This window comes from Streptomyces sp. NBC_01244, from assembly GCF_035987325.1.
Taxonomy (GTDB): Bacteria; Actinomycetota; Actinomycetes; order Streptomycetales; family Streptomycetaceae; genus Streptomyces.
Genome location: NZ_CP108488.1, coordinates 8275306 through 8291251, shown reverse-complemented (window position 1 = coordinate 8291251; position 15946 = coordinate 8275306). Strand labels below are relative to the sequence as shown.

Sequence of the window (15946 nt, the reverse complement as noted above, 5' to 3'; positions counted from 1 at the left end):
CAGTGAGGGGCACCGGCCGGGTGAGCCGGGTACGGTACGAGCGGAGCGCCGCTACGGGAGTGCCGCGGCGGCCGTGCTGGACGGAAACAGTGCCTGGACCGCCACCGCGGCGGCTCCGCGGGCCCACTCCTCCCAGGGGAGCGGGCGCAGGGACAGGGGGCATTTGACCGCGGCCCCGAAGGCGTGTGCCGCGTAGGCGTTCTTGATGTGCTGTCCGAACAGGTCGTACGTGCCCGCTCCCTCACCGCTGACCACGACGCGTTCCGGGCCCACGAGGTTGACCAGGGTGGCGATGCCGACGCCGATGGCGCGGCCCGCCCGGGCGAAGGCCTCGCGTGCCACGGGGTCACCGTCGCGGGCCAGCTCCACTGCGCGGTCGAAGGCGAGGTCGGCCACGCCGGTCCCGCGGCGGACCGCTTCGAGGATCGCACCGCTCGAGGCGATGGCCTCGACGCAGCCGATCGCGCCGCAGCGGCAGCGCGGGCCGGCCGGGTCCACGCACACGTGCCCCAGTTCCCCGGCCACACCGTAGGCGCCGGTCACCAGCTGTCCGTTGACGACGAGCGCGGAGCCGATCCCCGCGCCGATCGTGACCAGCGCGAAATAGCCGGTGCCGACCCCCTCCCCGAACCAGTGCTCGGCGATGGTCAGCGCTTTGACGTCGTTCTCGACGGTGACCGTCAGACCGGTGGTACCGGCCACGGTCGCGGCGAGCGGTACGTCGCGCCAGCCGAGGCGGCCGGAGAAGCGGACCCGGCCGCTGCCACGGTCCACGTCTCCCGAGACCGCGATGCCGAGATGCCGGGTGCGATCGCGGAACGCGGGCTCGGTGTCGAGCAGTTCGTCGACCAGGTCAGTCAACAACCCTGCGACATCGGTGGGTTCATGGCTGCCTAGAGTTCGTTCGGCCGTGGCCCGGACCCGGGCCCGCAGATCGCAGACCACGCCGAACAGCCGGTCGTCGCTGATTTTCACTCCGACGAAGAACTCCCGGTCCGGGGCGACCGCCAGCGGGTTGACCGGCCGGCCGGCCCCGGGAGCGGTGCGCTCCGGCGGGAGTTCGTACAGGTACCCGTCGTCGATGAGCGGCCTCGCCGCCTTGGTGATGGCCGTTGAGGAGAGCCCGGTCCGGCGCGCGAGCTCCACCCGGCTGAGCGGACCCTCGGCCAGGAGCAGGGCGAGGACCGCCGTTTCGGCCGGGGCGGTGACCAGTGGCAGCTCTTGGTTTCGAAACACGGGTGCAACGTAGAGCAAATAAATAACTTCGTCCAGTATTGATTTCGACCCCGGTCCGCCCTAGCCTCTGGCCAACTCCTTGCCCGTACACGGGCCTTCGACCTCAGGGGACCCTTTCGTGCCTGCCGCGCTCCCGCTCGCCACCTTCGACCCCGGCTCCGGCCTCGCCGTGCTCCGCACGCCGAACAGCGTGTACGCCCTGCGCACCGGCCCCGACGGCAGCCCGCGGCACCTGTACTGGGGCGCGCCGCTCGACACCGCCGCGCTGTCCCTGCTGCCGGAGGCCGCCTCCCCCGCCGCGAGCAGCTTCGAGGGCGGGGCCGCGGCGGACGAGCTGGCTCCGCAGACCGGAGCGCGGTTCGGTCCGGCCGGCCTCCAGGTTCGGTTCGCCGACGGAACCAGCGGCGCCCAGTGGGAGTTCGCCGGACACCGCGTCGACGGCGGCGAGCTGCGGCTCATCCTCACCGACCGCCGGTACCCCCTGCGCGCGGAGCTCTGCTACCGCGTCCGGCCGGGCAGTGACGTCGTCGAACGCTGGGTGGAGCTCACGCACACCGGAGTCGGGACCGGAGCGGATGCGGATGCGGATGCGGATGCCGTCGATGCCGAGGCCGAGGCCGAGGCCGAGGCCGGGAACCGGGCCGAAGCCGGTCCGGTCACCGTCGACCGGCTGGACTCCGCCTCCTGGACGGCCCCGGCACTCGCCGACTACCGGCTCAGCCACCTCACGGGCGGCTGGAACAGCGAGTTCCAGCTGCAGCGCGACCGGCTCCCCGTCGCCGAGACCGTCCTCACCAGCCGCCGCGGGCTCACCGGCCACCACGCCAGCCCCTGGCTCGCCCTCGACGACGGCACCGCGGCCGAGGAGAGGGGGGAGGTGTGGAGCACCGCCCTCGCCTGGAGCGGCAGTTGGCGCATCACCCTGCACCGCGACGCGGTGGGCCGCACCACCTGGACGGGAGGGTTCGGCCACGAGGGGCTGCGCTGGACCCTGGAGCCGGGCGGGAGCCTGCGCACCCCCGTGTTCGCCGGGCTCTACACCCCGCACGGGTTCGGTGCGGCCAGCCGGGCCTGGCACGGCTACGTCGCGGACCACGTACTGCCGGAGCCCGCGCGGGAGCGGCCCGTCCTCTACAACTCCTGGGAGGCCACCGGCTTCGACGTCGACCAGGCCGGCCAGATCGAACTGGCCCACCTGGCCGCCGGGCTCGGTGCCGAACTGTTCGTCCTGGACGACGGCTGGTTCGGCGCACGGCGCGACGACCGGGCCGGGCTGGGCGACTGGACCCCGCGCCCCGAAGCCTTTCCCGAGGGGCTGCGCCCGCTCGCCGACGAGGTCCACCGCCTCGGGATGACCTTCGGTCTGTGGGTGGAACCGGAAATGGTCAACCGGGACAGCGAGTTGTACCGCGCCCATCCGGACTGGGTCCTCCACTCCCCCACCCGGGAGGCGACCGAACTGCGCCATCAGCTGGTACTGAACTTCGCCCGGCCCGAGGTCGAGGCCTGGGCCCACCGAACCCTGGACGGCCTCGTACGCGACCACCGGGTGGGCTGGCTCAAATGGGACGCCAACCGCGCCTTCACCGAGGCCGGTTGGGAGGGGAACCCCGATCCCGACCGGCTCTGGATCGACCACACCCGGGCCGTCTACCGCATCATGGACCGGCTGCGCGCCGATCACCCGGGCCTGCGCATCGAAGCGTGCGCGGGCGGTGGCGGGCGCGCCGACCTCGGCATCCTGGCCCGCACCGACCAGGCGTGGACCTCCGACAACACCGACCCCGTCGACCGGATCGCGATCCAGCACGGCTTCAGCCAGCTCTTTCCGGCCCGGACCATGGCCGCGTGGGTCACCGACAGCCCCAACACGGCCACCGGCCGCCGCACTCCGCTGCGCTTCCGCTTCCACGTCGCCATGTCCGGCGCGCTCGGCCTCGGCGGGGACCTGACGGGCTGGTCCGCCGAGGAGCTCGACGAAGCCGCCACGCTCGTGGCCCAGTACAAGCGGATCCGCCCGCTGGTCCAGTACGGGATCCAGCACCGCATCAACGGCGGCGACGGGGTGACGGCCGTCCACTACGCCGCCGGGGACGGCGGCGAGCACGCCGTGCTCGCCTGGCGGCCCACGACCCGGTTCGGTCACCGGCCCGCCCCCGTCAAGCTGCCCGCACTCGACACCGGCGCCCACTACCTGGACCCGGACCGGGACCAGGTGCACAGCGGCGCCGTCCTGGTCCACCGCGGCATCGAGCTCTCGCTGCCCGCCGGGGACTACGCGAGCCGGCTGATCCGGCTGCGCCGCATCACCCCCTGACCCGCTGACCCGCTGACCCCCGACCCGCTGACCCACCGCCCCCTCACAGACACCTGGGACCGACCCATGCACACTCAACACGTTCTGGTCGTCGGCATCGACGGCGTACGGTTCGACCTGCTGCCGCGGCTGGACACGCCCCACCTCGACGAGTTGGCCGACGCGGGTTTCCTCGCGCCCGTCGAGATCGACGAGACCACCCCCACGATGTCCGGGCCGTGCTGGTCCACCATCGCCACCGGGGTCACCGTCGCCAAGCACGGGGTGTGGGGCAACCGGCTCGACGGCAACCGGCTCGACGTCTTCCCCGACTTCACCACCCGCCTGGCACTCGAATGCGGGCGGCGGACCTTCGCGGCCGGCGGCTGGGCCCCCTTGTTCCTCGCCCAGCAGGGCGGCCCGCTCTTCACCGCCCCCAGCCGGCTGAGCTTCATCGCACCCCGCGCGGACACGCCGGAGGCCTGGGAGGAGGCCGACGAGGCCGTGACCGCCGAAGCGGCGCACGTACTGGGCTCCGGGGAGGAACTCCACGCCTCCTTCGTCTACCTCGGCGCCGTCGACGAGACCGCCCACTTCCTCGGCTGCGGCGAGGAGTACCGGCGGTCGATCGAGAGGGCCGACCAGCGCCTGGGCCGCCTCGTCAAGGCCGTGCGCGACCGCCCGGGCCACCCCGGGGAGCAGTGGACGGTCATCGTGGTGACCGACCACGGCCACCGTGACGAGGGGGGCCACGGGGGCAGCAGCGAGCTGGAGCGCACCGCCTGGGTGGCCGCGTGCGGCCCCGGACTGGCCGCCGGAGTCACTCCGCCGACGGTCCGGCACACCGATGTCGCCGCCCACGTCTACGCCGCGCTGGGCATCGACCTCGACCCGCACTGGACCCTGGACGGCACGCCCTTCGCCCCCTGAACTGGCGGACTGCCGGAGCACCGCAGCCCGGGCAACGGACTACGTCCGGGGCCCGGGCTGCGGCTATGGCTGCGGCTATGGCTGCGGCTATGGCTATGGCTATGGCCATGGCTCCAGTCGGCGGCTACGGCTCCACCCGTCGGGCGCCCTCCGCCGGGGTGATGGTGAGGAGCCGCGGGAGCCGGTGGCCGGCCGCGCCGAAGGCCGCCGCGACGGAGCCGCCCACCGCGTCCTCGCGCCCCGCCTCCACCAGTGCGATGACGGAGCCGCCGAAGCCGCCTCCCGTCATCCGTGCACCGAGGGCCCCGGCGCCCAGCGCGGCCGTCACGGCGAGGTCGGTCTCCGGGCAGGAGACCCGGTAGTCGTCGCGGAGCGACGCGTGACCGGCCGTCAGGATCGGTCCGAGGGCGGCCGCGTCGTCCACCCGGAGCCGGGCGACGGCCTCGGCGACCCGGCCGTTCTCGGTCACCACGTGGCGGACCAGTGGGACGAGTTCCGGCGGGAGGTCCCCCAGCGCCCCCGCGAGGTCCCCGGCGGGCAGATCCCGCAGGGCGCGCAGGCCGAGCAGCCGGGCCGCCCGTTCACAGCCCGCGCGCAGGGCCGCGTACGCCCCGTCGCCCAGGTCGTGGGAGACCCCGGTGTCGATCACGAGCAGTCCGAGCCCCTGCCCCGGGAGGTCGAGGGGCACCTGCCGGTGGAGCTCCGGGGTGCGGGCGTCGAGGTGGAGGGCGGCCCCGGCGGTGCAGCACACGGAGGCCATCTGATCCATGATCCCGCAGGGGACGCCGGCGAAGGCGTTCTCCGCCCGCTGGGCGATCCGGGCCAGTTCGGGCCCGGGCAGCCGCAGTCCGTACAGCTCGTCGTACGCGACGGCCACCGCGCATTCCAGCGCGGCGGAGGAGGAGAGCCCCGCGCCGGTGGGCACCGTGCTGTCGAAGTGGAGGTCCGCGCCCCCGACGGGGTGTCCCGCCTCGGCGAGTGCCCAGACCACGCCAGCCGGGTACGCGGCCCAGCCGGGTACGCCCCCGGGTGCCAGGGCGGCCACGGCCAGTTCGGTGATCCGGCCGTCGCCCTGCGCGCTGTGCAGGAGCAGCCGGCCGTCCGTACGGGCGCGGGCGGCCAGCAGGGTGGTCTGCGGGAGGGCGACGGGGAGGGCGAAACCGTCGTTGTAGTCGGTGTGTTCACCGATCAGGTTGACCCGGCCGGGCGCCGCCCAGATCCCGTCGGGGGAGCCGCCGAAGAGCTTCGCGAAGGTGCCCGCGGCCTGCTCGGGCCGGTTCACGCCAGGGCCTCCCGCAGTCGTCGCGCGGCCGTCTCGGGGGCGATGTCGTTCATGAAGGCTTCCGCCCCGGACTCCGTCCCGGCGAGGAACTTGAGCTTGTCGGGGGTCCTGCGGATCGTGAACAGCTCCAAGTGCAGGGCCAGCTCCTCCCCGCGGGTACGGGGCGCCTGATGCCAAGCGGAGATGTACGGGGTGGGCGCCGGACCCTGCGGCCGGGGCGCCTGCCCCTGCGGCCGACCCGGCTCCGGCTCCGGTACGGGGAACAGCCGGTCGAAGCGGCGCAGCAAGTCGAGGTAGATGCCGGGAAACTCGGCCCGCTCGGCTTCGGTGAGGCAGGTCAGGTCGGGGACCCGGCGGTGCGGGTAGAGGTGGACCTCGTACGGCCAGCGGGCGGCGTAGGGCACGAAGGCGGTCCAGTGCTCCCCGGCCGTCACCACCCGCTCGGTGGCGGCGCGGGCTCCGGCCAGCAGGTCCTCGAAGAGGTTGCGGCCGGTGGCGGCACGGTGCGCCTCCGCGGCGGCCGTCATCTTGGCGGCGCGGGGCGTGACGAAGGGGAAGGCGTAGATCTGGCCGTGCGGGTGGGCGAGGGTCACCCCGATCTCGGCTCCCCGGTTCTCGAAGCAGTACACCTGCTCGACGCCGGGGAGGGCGGAGAGCTCCGCGGTGCGGTCGGTCCACGCGTCCAGCACCAGCCGGGCGGCGGCCGGGGCGAGGTCGGCGAAACCGGCTTCGTGGTCGGGGGTGAAGCAGACGACTTCGCAGCGTCCGGCCTCGCCCGCGAGGGAGGGGAAGCGGTTCTCGAAGACGGCCACCTCGTAGTCGGCGGCGGGGATCTCGCTGAGCCGGCCGTCCCGGGAGGGGCAGAGCGGGCACTCGCCGGCGGGCGGGTGGTAGATCCGGTTCTGGCGGTGGGAGGCGATGGTGATCCAGTCACCGGTGGCCTCGTCCCGCCGCAGTTCCGGCCTGCTGTCCACCGGATCGAGCGGGCGCAGGTCGGGCGCGTCGCGCACGACACCTTCGGCGGTGTCGAAGTAGATCAGTTCGCGGCCGTCCGCGAGTTTCGCGAGGGTCTTCTTCACGTAGCGAGAATAAACAGTCTCCAACATTTTCCACCACCCCCACACCGAGATTCCCCCAGACTCCAACAACAGTGCCGTGCTATCTTGCTGCCTTCTGACCCGATTCGCCGATTCCCGGGAGCGACCCGTGGCCGAGCAGGCTGCCCAACTGGCCCACCAGCGACGCGCTCTCATCCTGGACGCGGTCCGCCGCGAGGGCGCGGTGCGGGTGGCGGACCTGGTCGGGCAGTTCGGCGTCTCGGACATGACCGTCCGCCGGGACCTGGACGCCCTCGCCCGGCAAGGCCTCGTGGAGAAGGTCCACGGCGGAGCCGTCGCCCCGGCCGGGGCCAGCGGGCACGAGCCCGGCTTCGAGGCCAAGTCGGACCTGGAGGGCGACGCCAAGGCGGCCATCGCTGACAGGGCCGCGGCCCTGGTGGAACCGGGCAGCGTGGTCGCGGTCTCGGGCGGCACCACCGCGCACGCCGTCGCCGCCCGGCTCCTCGGGGTCCCGCGGCTCACGATCGTCACCAACTCCCTTCCGGTGGCGGAACTGGTGTGGGCCGACGGCCGCGGCCGCGGAGCCGACGCCCCCACGCTGCTGCTCACCGGCGGCTCCCCCACCCCCTCGGCCGCCCTGGTCGGACCGCTCGCCGACCAGGCGATCGGCTCGCTCCACGTGGACCTGCTCTTCCTCGGCGCACACGGAGTGGCGCAGGGCGCCGGGCTCACCACCCCGAACCTCATGGAGGCCCAGACCAACCGGGCCCTGGTCGCCTCGGCGCGCCGGGTCGCGGTCGTGGCGGACCACAGCAAGTGGGGGGTGGTGGGGCTCAGCGGCTTCGCCGCACTGCACCAGGCCGACTGGTTCGTCACCGACGCCGGCCTGCCCACCGCGGCCCGCGCCGCCCTTGCGGAGGAGGTGGGCGAACTCCTCGTCGCCGGGGAGGAGCGGCGCTGAGTCCGGGTACGGCCCGGGGTGCGGATCGGGCCCAGATCAGGCTCCGGGCTCCGCAGGGGCCGCGGGTGCCGGTCCGGTGGTCGCCCTGATGACCAGCTCGGGGTCGAAGAGCAGCTCCCCCGTGGGCACGTCCCGGTTGCTGACCAGCGCCAGTACGCTGCGCCCGACCTCCAGGGCCAGCCGGTCGGCGGGCTGGCGCACCGTGGTCAGGGGAGGGTCGGTGAACTCGGTGATGGACGAGCCGTCGTACCCCACGACCGATACGTCCCCGGGCACCACCCGTCCCTGCCGGCGGATGCCCCGGATCGCTCCGAGGGCCATGTAGTCGCTGGCCGCCACGATCGCGGTGGCGCCCAGGGCGAGGAGCGGGCCGACGGCGGCCTGGCCGCCCTCCACCGTGTAGGACTGGCGGATCACCCAGCGCTCCGGCTCCTCGATGCCCCGCTTGGCCATGGCCTCCAGGAAGCCCCGCACCCTGCGGTCCGCGGGCTGGTTGCCGGCGGGGCCCGAGGCCATCCCGATCCTGCGGTGCCCCAGTCGGTGGAGGTGGTCGACGGCCAGCTCCGCGGCGAGCGCGTCATCGGTGGAGAAGACCGGGGTCGCCACCCCGTCCGCGAACTCCCCGTTGATGCCGACGTACGGGACCCGGCGCTGGCGCAGCAGTTCGTACGTCTCGGTGTCGGCGCCTTCGACGGTGTTGGAGGCGGAGAGGAAGACGACGGCCGCGACGCCCTTGTCGACGAGCGCGGAGATGAAGTCCCGCTCCTGGACCCCGCCCGGGAAGGCCGGGCACAGAATGGTCTTGAGTCCGTGCGGGGCGAGCGCCGACTCGATGCGCTCGGCGACATCGGCGAAGAACGGGTTGGACACGAACTCGGTGATCACTGCCACCAGTTGGCCCTGGGTCTGCCGTTCGTAGCCGACGTCCGCCATGGCCTGTTCGACCGCGTCCCGGGTCTTCTTCGACACGCCCTGGCGTCGGTTGATCACCCGGCTGACGGTCGCCTCGCTGACCTGGGCGCGAGCGGCGACCTCGGTGATCCCGACCTTCATCGCGGTCCTTCCGTGATCGTGAGCGATACCAGACCGCCGCGCGGCACCACCAGCGAGCGTGCCCCCTCCGGCAGGTACGACGGCGGACCGTCCATGATACGGCCGTCGGGTCCGTGGACCACTCCCCGGATCCGGCCGCCACCGCCCAGCACCTCGACCATCACCCGGTCCCGGTCCGAGCCGTTGACCAGGTCGAAGCGGCTGTACGCGGAGAAGTCCAGCGGGACGACCCGGTCCCCGTGCACGCTCATCAGGCAGTGGTCCCCGGCGCCGGCCCGCACCAGCGGGTACAGCTCGTCCGGCCGGCCCGGCTCCACCTCCCCGTCCAGCAGCAGCTCGCGGTGGAGCCGCCACCGCCCCAGCCAGAACCGGACCGCCTCCCGGTGCGCCGCCGGCAGCCCGTCCAGCCGTACGGAGATCTGCGGCACCGCGTGCAGGGCCCCGATCAGCTGCCGGGCCACCACCTCCACGGGCGCCTCGGGCGACCACAGGAGCATGTCGGAGTGGACGGCCCCGCCGACGGCGAGCAGTGCGGTATCGAGGGTGCGGACCCGGTTCGCGGTGGCGTCCGCGGGGCAGTCGAAGGAGCGCAGCATGTTGCCGAAGGGGGCCATGCCGGGGCCGGTGTAGGGCTGGCGCAGTTCCAGCAGCACGCCGGGGCGTACGGATTCCAGGGCCGCGCGCAGTTCCGTCAGCAGGGTCACCATGGCCACTCCGACGTCTCCCGCGCCGTCGCCCGCGTACGCCATGGCCTGCTCGAGGAAGTCGAGCTTGAGTCCGTCGAGCCCGTAGGCGCGGACGAGCCGGACGCAGAGCCCGACGACGTGCGCGCGCACCTCCGGGCGGCGGGGGTCGAGCACGTGCGCGCCGGGCACCGTGGAGGGGACGGGCGCGCAGGGGGCCCAGCGGTCGTGGCAGGCGGCTCCGGAGCCCAGCAGCAGGGGCGCGACCCAGGCGAGGTAGCTCAGCCCGTGGGCCCGGACCCGGGCCACGTGCCCGGCGAAGTCGGGGAACTTGGCCCGGTCCGGCTCCCAGTCCCCGCAGCCGGCGTAACCGCGTCCGTGGCCCCCCTCCTGCCAGCCGTCGTCGAGGATCAGTGCTCCGCAGCCGAGTCCGGCGGCCAGTTCGGCCTGGGTTTCGACGGCGGGGGCGCTGACGTCCTGGTTGAAGGCGTACCAGGTGGAGTAGACGGGGGTGCGGGCCCCGTCGGGCACCGGCGCCGGGGCGAACTCGGCGTCGAACCAGGACCGCAGGGCCCGCATGGCCCGTGCCACCGAGGGTGAGCGGGGGACGAGCAGGATCCGGTGGGCCTGCCGTGCGGCGGGCAGGCGGAGGTGGACGACGTGGGTGTCGTTCTCCTCGGAGACCCCGAAGCGGAGCGCGGCCTCGGGTACCGGGTCGGTGGCGGCGAAGGTGAGCAGGGTGGCGCCGCCGTGGTCGTAGAGGCAGCCGGCGGCGTGTCCGTCGACCAGCGAGACCCGGGAACGGCCCTCCCAGTCGGCGAGGAGGGTGCGCCGCCAGCCGCCCTGCGGGTGCCAGTATCCGGCGGCGTCGCCGAGGGGCACGGAGAAGCGGATCTCGACGGGGGCGCCGTCGGCCCGCACCTCCAGCATCCGCAGCCCGTCGGGGAGTTCGGTCAGGGTCCAGGCCGGGTGGACGCCGGGGGCGTGGGCGAGGACGGCGAGCGAGACCCCGTCGAGCAGCGGTTCCTCGGGGGCGGGGGCGAGCCCCGCGGTGGTGACGGGTTCGACGGTGGTCACAGGATCGGCGGTGGTCACGGGGTCGACGGTGGTCACGGGGGTGGTCACGGCGCTGGTCACGGTCACTCCTTCACGGCGCCGGCGAGCAGGCCGGACACGAACTGGCGCTGGAGCGCGAGGAATACGAGGGCCATTGGGATCGCGGCGGCCGCGGTTCCGGCGAGGATCGCTCCGTAGTCGGTCTCGTCGAGGCCCTGGAGGGAGGCGAGGGCCACGGGGACGGTGAACGTGGCGCTGTCGCGCAGGACGATCAGGGGCCAGACGAAGTCGTTCCACTGGTACAGGAAGAGGAAGATCGCCAGGGCGGCCAGCGCCGGTTTCATCGGCGGGAGCACCACCCTCCAGAACAGCCGCAGTTCGCCGCAGCCGTCCATGCGCCCCGAATCGAGGAGTTCGTCGGGGAGCGCGGCCATCGACTGGCGCATCAGGAAGATGCCGAAGGGCAGGGCCAGGTTGGGCATGATCACGGCCTGGTACGTGCCCAGCCAGCGCAGTTCGGCCATCAACTGGAAGAGCGGTACGAGGGTGACCTGAGCGGGGACCACGAGCCCGAGCATGAGCAGTCCGAACAGCGGTTCGCGGCCGCGGAAGCGGTACTTGGCGAAGCCGTAGCCGGCCAGCGTGCAGACGGCGCCCGCGCACAGGGTGTAGATCGCGGCGATGAGAAGGGAGTTGAGGATCACCCGGCCGAACTGCGCGGTGTCCTGGAGGGTTTGTACGTTCTCCGCGAGGTGGCTGCCGGGCAACAGCGGCGGCGGGCTGTCGAAGATCTCCCCCGAGCTGTGCGTGGCGGCGACCACGAGCCAGTAGAAGGGGACCAGGACGGCGGCCAGCGCGATGGCGAGACCGGAAGTGAGCAGGATGCTCCTGCCGCGGTGGCGGGCGGCGGTCATGACTTCTCCCCCAGGAAGCGGAACTGGATCACGCCGAGGATGCCGATGAGGACGGCGAGGGCGTAGGCGATGGCGGAGGCGTAGCCGAAGTCGAAGTACTTGAAGGCGTTCTGGTAGAGGTACACGCCGATGGTCAGGGTGGCGTTGTCCGGGCCGCCGCCGGTGAGCACGTACGGCTCGTCGAAGATCTGCAGGGTGCCGATGGTGGACAGCACCGTGGTGAGCAGGAGCGCGGGGCGCAGGCCCGGCAGGGTGACGTGACGGAAGGAGCTCCAGGCGCCGGCCCCGTCCACGGCCGCGGCGTCGTAGAGCTCGGCGGGCACGGTCTGTAGGCGGGCGAGCAGGATCACCGCGTTGTAGCCCGTGTAGTGCCAGGTCAGCGCCAGGCCGAGGGAGACCTTCGCCCACAGGGGGTCGGTCAGCCAGGGCGTCGGGTCCAGGCCGGCGAGCCCGGTCAGCCAGTTGGCCAGGCCGTAGTCCTTGTTCAGCAGGACGGAGAAGACGATCCCGTAGGCGACCAGGCCGGTGACCATCGGCAGGAAGAAGCCGAGCCGGAAGACGGCGCGGGCGCGCAGCGCGGTGGAGTCGAGGGCCACGGCGAGCCCGGTGGCGAGGGCCAGCATGACCGGTACTTGGACCGCGAGGATCACCGCGGTGTTCTTCAGGGCGGTCCAGAACAGCGGATCGTGCAGCAGTCGCGTGTAGTTGTCCGCGCCCACGAACCGCTCGGTCCCGCCGACGGTCTGGTGGAGGCTGATCACGAAGGACCGGCCGATGGGGTAGAGCTTGAAGGCGGCGAAGAGGAGCAGCGCGGGCAGGACGAAGAGGTACGGGGCCACGCGCCGGCGCGCCCGGGGGCGCCGGGCCGCCCCGCGCGCGGGGACGGCCCGGGCCTCGCGGCCGGTGAGCGTGGCGGTCACCGGGAGACCTTGCGTCCGGTCTGCCGCCCGAGCTGGTCGGCGGCCTCCTTGAGGACCTTCGCCGGGTCGGCGCCGCTCAGCAGCACCTTGGACTGGGCGTCGGTGACCAGCTTGAGGGCCCGTGCGTAGTCGGCGGTGTAATTGAAGGCGGACGAGGGGGCCTTGAGCGCCTCCAGGAAGACCTCGCCCTTCTTCTGTCCGCCGAAGAAGGCGGACGGCTCGTGGAAGACCGCGTCCTCGTAGGCCTTCAGCAGGGCGGGGGCGATGCCCTTGCCCCGGTAGATCTTCACCTGGGAGGCGGGTCGGGTGAGGACGAACTCCACGAACGACCAGGCGGCGGCCTGGTGCTTGCTGCTGCCCGCCACCGCGAGGTGGGTGGAGTTGACCGTGGCGGCGGTGGATCCGCCGCGGCGCACGGCCGGGGGCAGCCTGACCTTCCACCGGCCCGCTTCCTGGGGCACCTGCTCCTCGATGATGCCGCCGAACCAGGTGGGCATGGGCAGGACGGCCGCGGTCCCCTGCTTCAGCGAGCTCATCAGGGCGTTCCAGCCGCCGGCGAGGTCGCTGACCAGGCCGGCGTCGTTCATCGTCTTGATGAGCGTCATGGCCTTCACGGCCTCCGGGGAGTCGAGCGTGATGTTCCCGGCGAGGTCGAAGTAGAAGGCGCCCTGGAGCTGGAGCAGCATCTGGAAGAAGTTGGCGGCGTCGGCCTGGGAGGCGGGCTTGTCGATGCCCAGCAGGTGGGCGCCGGTCTTCCCCTTGATCTCCTTGCCGGCCTCGATGGTCTCCTCCCAGGTCTGGAGGGCGCCGGCGTCGACCCCTGCCTTCTCGAAGAGGTCGGCCCGGTAGTAGAAGCCCGCCGAATTCGCCTCCCAGGGGAGGGCGTTGACGCGCTTGCCGTCGGGGGACACGGTCTGCCACATGCCCTGGGCGAACTCGTCCCGGTAGGCGTTCGCGCCGAGCGGGCCGAGGTCGGCGAGGCCACCGGGGAACTTCTCGACGTATCCGGGCAGGTAGGCGACGCCTATGTGCAGGACGTCGGCGAGCCCCTGACCGCCGGCCGCGAGCCCGGTGGTGATCTTGTCCCAGATCGCCGGGTTGCCGATGTCCTCGACCGTCACCTCGATCCCGGGGTACTTCTTGTTGAACTCCGGTACGAGGGCCTTCATTTCGGCGGCGGGACCCTGCCAGGACCAGACCGTGATCCGGCCCTTCTCCTTGTCCCCCGCGGCCCCGCCCTGACCGCCGGCGCCTTCGGCGCCCGTGCCGGAACAGGCGGTCAGGCCGCCGAGCGATCCGGCCCCCGCGGCGATGGCTCCAACCGTCCGCAGCACTCTCCGACGTTCCAGTTCCATACCTGACCCACCCCTGCTCGCACCGTTGCGGAAGCCGACTGGCCAGGACTGTAGCCATGCCGTCTTCCGACTTGCAAGAGTTCGATGAAATCTTTCAGTTGGATCCCGCAGTTGATTCTGACAAGACCATTGCAAACTCTCAGAACCGGTTGCTAGCGTGCCGCCCGCTCCGCCCTGCCCCGTCCCACTCCGTCCAGCCCACACCTGGGAGAACCCGATGACGCGTTCCCGTGTGCCACTGCTGTCCGCCCTGGCCCTGCTCCTCCCGCTCACCCCGCTCACCCTCGGCGGCGCGGCCGCCGCCGCACCCGCCGCCGAACCCGCCCCCGCCCCCGCCTTGCCGACCGTCACCAACCCCGGCTTCGAACAGGGGCGCACCGGCTGGCGGTTCACCTCCGGCACCGGGGTCGCCACGAACTACCCGCACGGCGCGGCGCGGCTCGCGTACCTCGACGGCGGGGCGGGGAAGAAGGTGTCCCAGACCGTGACGGCCACGGGCCCTGGGACGTACGACATATCCGCCTGGATCGCGACCGGCGGCCCGAACGGCCGCTACACCGCCCGCGTGAACGGCGCGGTCGCCGCCGCGCTCACCCTGCCGAGTGCTTCGAACTACCGGCGCTACACGCTCAGCCGGATCGCTCTCACCCCCGGCGACACCCTGGAGATCGCCTTCGAGTCCGGGGACGCCTGGGTCAACGCCGACGACGTGATGTTCTCCCCCGCCTCACCCGCCGACCCGCGGGTCAGCTCCTCCGACCCGAAGATCGTCGAGATGTTCGACTGGTCCAAGCGCAAGGCCAACAGCTGGGTCCACCTGCCGGGCACCCGGGGCCCGCTGAACGTGGACGAGAACCGCACCGCCGGCAGCGGCAACGGCACCTACGCCGCCTCCTACTGGGCCGGCTACGCCAACCGCAGCGGCTACTACTCGCGCGACATGGCCCACCAGCTGTCCGGCGCGGGCGTGCTCGCCCTGCACGCCGAGAACAAGTCGATGCTCCGCTCCTTCGCCGCGTCCGCAACCCCGGAGCACAAGTACTACCCGGCGTGGGCCTTCAACTTCGACACCTCGACCTACCTGTCGATCGACTACAAGAGCCCGAAGAACTTCGTCCGCGAGGTGCCCGCCACCTTCGAGCTGGTGCAGAAGTCCGAGGAGGCGTACCGCTGGAGCGGGGACCGCGCCTATCTCGACGATCCGGCCCTGTGGAACTTCTACCGCCGCGCCACCGACGAGTTCGTCACCCTGCACGACGGGCTCAAGGACAACGGCACGATCGAGGTGGCCGAGGGGACGGGCCAGGGCATCTTCCAGGGCACCGCCAGCTACAACGAGCAGAGCGGCGAGCCGCTCGCCGAGGCGGGAGACGCGATCGGTTCCCAGTACCAGGCGTACCTGGCGATGGCCTCGCTCGCCCGCTCCAAGGGGGACGGCGCGCTCGCCGGCCGGTTCGAGACCAAGGCCCGGGACCTCAAGGCGTACTTCAATTCCACCTGGACCGGCGCTGGTTCGGGCTCGGCCATGGTGCGCGGCTACACCACGGACGGACGCGCCCTGACCGGCTGGGGCAAGGAGAACAGCTGGTTCATGCCGATGAAGCAGATCATCGACCCCGGTCCGCGCCGCGAGGCCTACCTGGACTACATCGACCAGCAGGCCTCGGGCCCGGGCCGGCCCTCCAACATCGAGGCCCTCACGTACCTGCCCGACACGTTCTTCCGGAACAACCGCAACGACACCGGCTGGAAGTGGATGAAGGACGTCTACGACCACAAGGACATCCAGCACGTGAACACCAAGCAGGGCACCAACGGTGACTACCCCGAGGTCTCCTTCACCCTGCTCGGCCAGACCGTCGAAGGTCTGCTGGGCGTCACCCCCGACGCACCCGCGCACACCCTGAGCACCGCGTCCCGGCTGCCCTCGGGCATGGACTGGCTGCGGATCGACGACCTCCGGATCGGCGACTCGGCCTTCGCCCTCCGCCACGACGGGGCGACCAAGTCCACCCTCACGCACACCTCGGGCACCTCCCCCTACACCTGGGAGGCCCGCTTCCCCGGCGTCCACGCCACCCTCACGGTCGACGGAGTGCCCCAGCCGGCCCGCACCAAGGTCGTGGACGGGGTGACGTACACGTACGCGACCCCCGTGGTCGCCCCGGGCCGCACGATCACCGTCCAGGCGGGCTGAACCCG

General features: G+C 72.5%; 12 protein-coding genes. 4 read left to right on the top strand and 8 right to left on the bottom strand.

Features of this window, described 5'->3' with window-relative positions; all coding sequences use genetic code 11:
* Window positions 1-51 precede the first annotated feature (51 nt).
* The gene (locus OG247_RS36860) at window positions 52-1236 is read right to left on the bottom strand and encodes an ROK family transcriptional regulator (protein ID WP_327256312.1); all 1185 of its coding nucleotides are present in this window, start codon (window positions 1234-1236) and stop codon (window positions 52-54) included.
* 118 nt (window positions 1237-1354) lie between these two features.
* Here OG247_RS36860 and OG247_RS36855 point away from each other — a divergent pair, with 118 nt between their 5' ends.
* Both OG247_RS36855 and OG247_RS36850 read left to right on the top strand, forming a co-directional pair.
* Window positions 1355-3553, top strand: a complete 2199-nt coding sequence (locus OG247_RS36855) for an alpha-galactosidase (RefSeq protein WP_327256311.1) — start codon at window positions 1355-1357, stop codon at window positions 3551-3553.
* 66 nt (window positions 3554-3619) lie between these two features.
* Window positions 3620-4462 carry an alkaline phosphatase family protein gene (locus OG247_RS36850; RefSeq protein ID WP_327256310.1) on the top strand — a complete coding sequence of 281 codons (843 nt, stop codon included), beginning with the start codon at window positions 3620-3622 and terminating at the stop codon, window positions 4460-4462.
* Between the two features lie 124 nt (window positions 4463-4586).
* Here the strand turns inward: OG247_RS36850 and galK are convergent, their stop codons facing one another.
* Both galK and galT read right to left on the bottom strand, forming a co-directional pair.
* Window positions 4587-5744, bottom strand: coding sequence for a galactokinase (galK, locus tag OG247_RS36845; protein WP_327256309.1), 1158 nt, complete (start codon window positions 5742-5744; stop codon window positions 4587-4589).
* Window positions 5741-6823: a galactose-1-phosphate uridylyltransferase gene (gene galT, locus OG247_RS36840; protein ID WP_327256308.1), complete on the bottom strand. Its 1083-nt coding sequence runs from the start codon at window positions 6821-6823 to the stop codon at window positions 5741-5743. Before galT ends, galK begins: the two co-directional genes overlap by 4 nt.
* Before the next feature lie 127 nt (window positions 6824-6950).
* On the opposite strand from galT, the gene OG247_RS36835 reads away from it, so the two are divergent.
* Window positions 6951-7763 (top strand): DeoR/GlpR family DNA-binding transcription regulator, encoded by an 813-nt coding sequence (locus tag OG247_RS36835; protein WP_327256307.1) that lies wholly within the window; start codon window positions 6951-6953, stop codon window positions 7761-7763.
* Window positions 7764-7799: 36 nt separating this feature from the next.
* Here OG247_RS36835 and OG247_RS36830 read toward each other — a convergent pair whose 3' ends face one another.
* From OG247_RS36830 to OG247_RS36810, 5 genes are read right to left on the bottom strand one after another with little or no spacing between them, the layout of a single operon-like run.
* Window positions 7800-8816, bottom strand: coding sequence for a LacI family DNA-binding transcriptional regulator (locus tag OG247_RS36830; RefSeq protein ID WP_327256306.1), 1017 nt, complete (start codon window positions 8814-8816; stop codon window positions 7800-7802).
* Window positions 8813-10636: a glycoside hydrolase family 36 protein gene (locus OG247_RS36825; protein ID WP_327256305.1), complete on the bottom strand. Its 1824-nt coding sequence runs from the start codon at window positions 10634-10636 to the stop codon at window positions 8813-8815. Before OG247_RS36825 ends, OG247_RS36830 begins: the two co-directional genes overlap by 4 nt.
* 2 nt (window positions 10637-10638) lie before the next feature.
* A complete protein-coding gene (locus OG247_RS36820; RefSeq protein ID WP_327256304.1) occupies window positions 10639-11469 on the bottom strand; it encodes a carbohydrate ABC transporter permease in 831 nt (276 codons plus the stop codon).
* Window positions 11466-12389 carry a carbohydrate ABC transporter permease gene (locus OG247_RS36815; protein WP_327256303.1) on the bottom strand — a complete coding sequence of 308 codons (924 nt, stop codon included), beginning with the start codon at window positions 12387-12389 and terminating at the stop codon, window positions 11466-11468. Before OG247_RS36815 ends, OG247_RS36820 begins: the two co-directional genes overlap by 4 nt.
* The gene (locus OG247_RS36810) at window positions 12386-13723 is read right to left on the bottom strand and encodes an ABC transporter substrate-binding protein (RefSeq protein WP_327256302.1); all 1338 of its coding nucleotides are present in this window, start codon (window positions 13721-13723) and stop codon (window positions 12386-12388) included. The genes OG247_RS36815 and OG247_RS36810 overlap by 4 nt, the downstream gene beginning before the upstream one ends.
* A 238-nt stretch (window positions 13724-13961) precedes the next feature.
* Between OG247_RS36810 and OG247_RS36805 the strand changes: the two genes are divergently transcribed.
* Complete coding sequence (locus OG247_RS36805) at window positions 13962-15941, top strand: hypothetical protein (protein ID WP_327256301.1); 1980 nt, start codon at window positions 13962-13964, stop codon at window positions 15939-15941.
* Window positions 15942-15946: the final 5 nt, after the last annotated feature.

Bases quoted from the DNA above. Each gene is read 5' to 3' on its own strand.
- OG247_RS36850 (WP_327256310.1), top strand. From the start codon at position 3,620: ATGCACACTCAACACGTTCTGGTCGTCGGCATCGACGGCGTACGGTTC.
- OG247_RS36830 (WP_327256306.1), bottom strand. From the start codon at position 8,816: ATGAAGGTCGGGATCACCGAGGTCGCCGCTCGCGCCCAGGTCAGCGAG.
- OG247_RS36820 (WP_327256304.1), bottom strand. From the start codon at position 11,469: ATGACCGCCGCCCGCCACCGCGGCAGGAGCATCCTGCTCACTTCCGGT.
- OG247_RS36805 (WP_327256301.1), top strand. From the start codon at position 13,962: ATGACGCGTTCCCGTGTGCCACTGCTGTCCGCCCTGGCCCTGCTCCTC.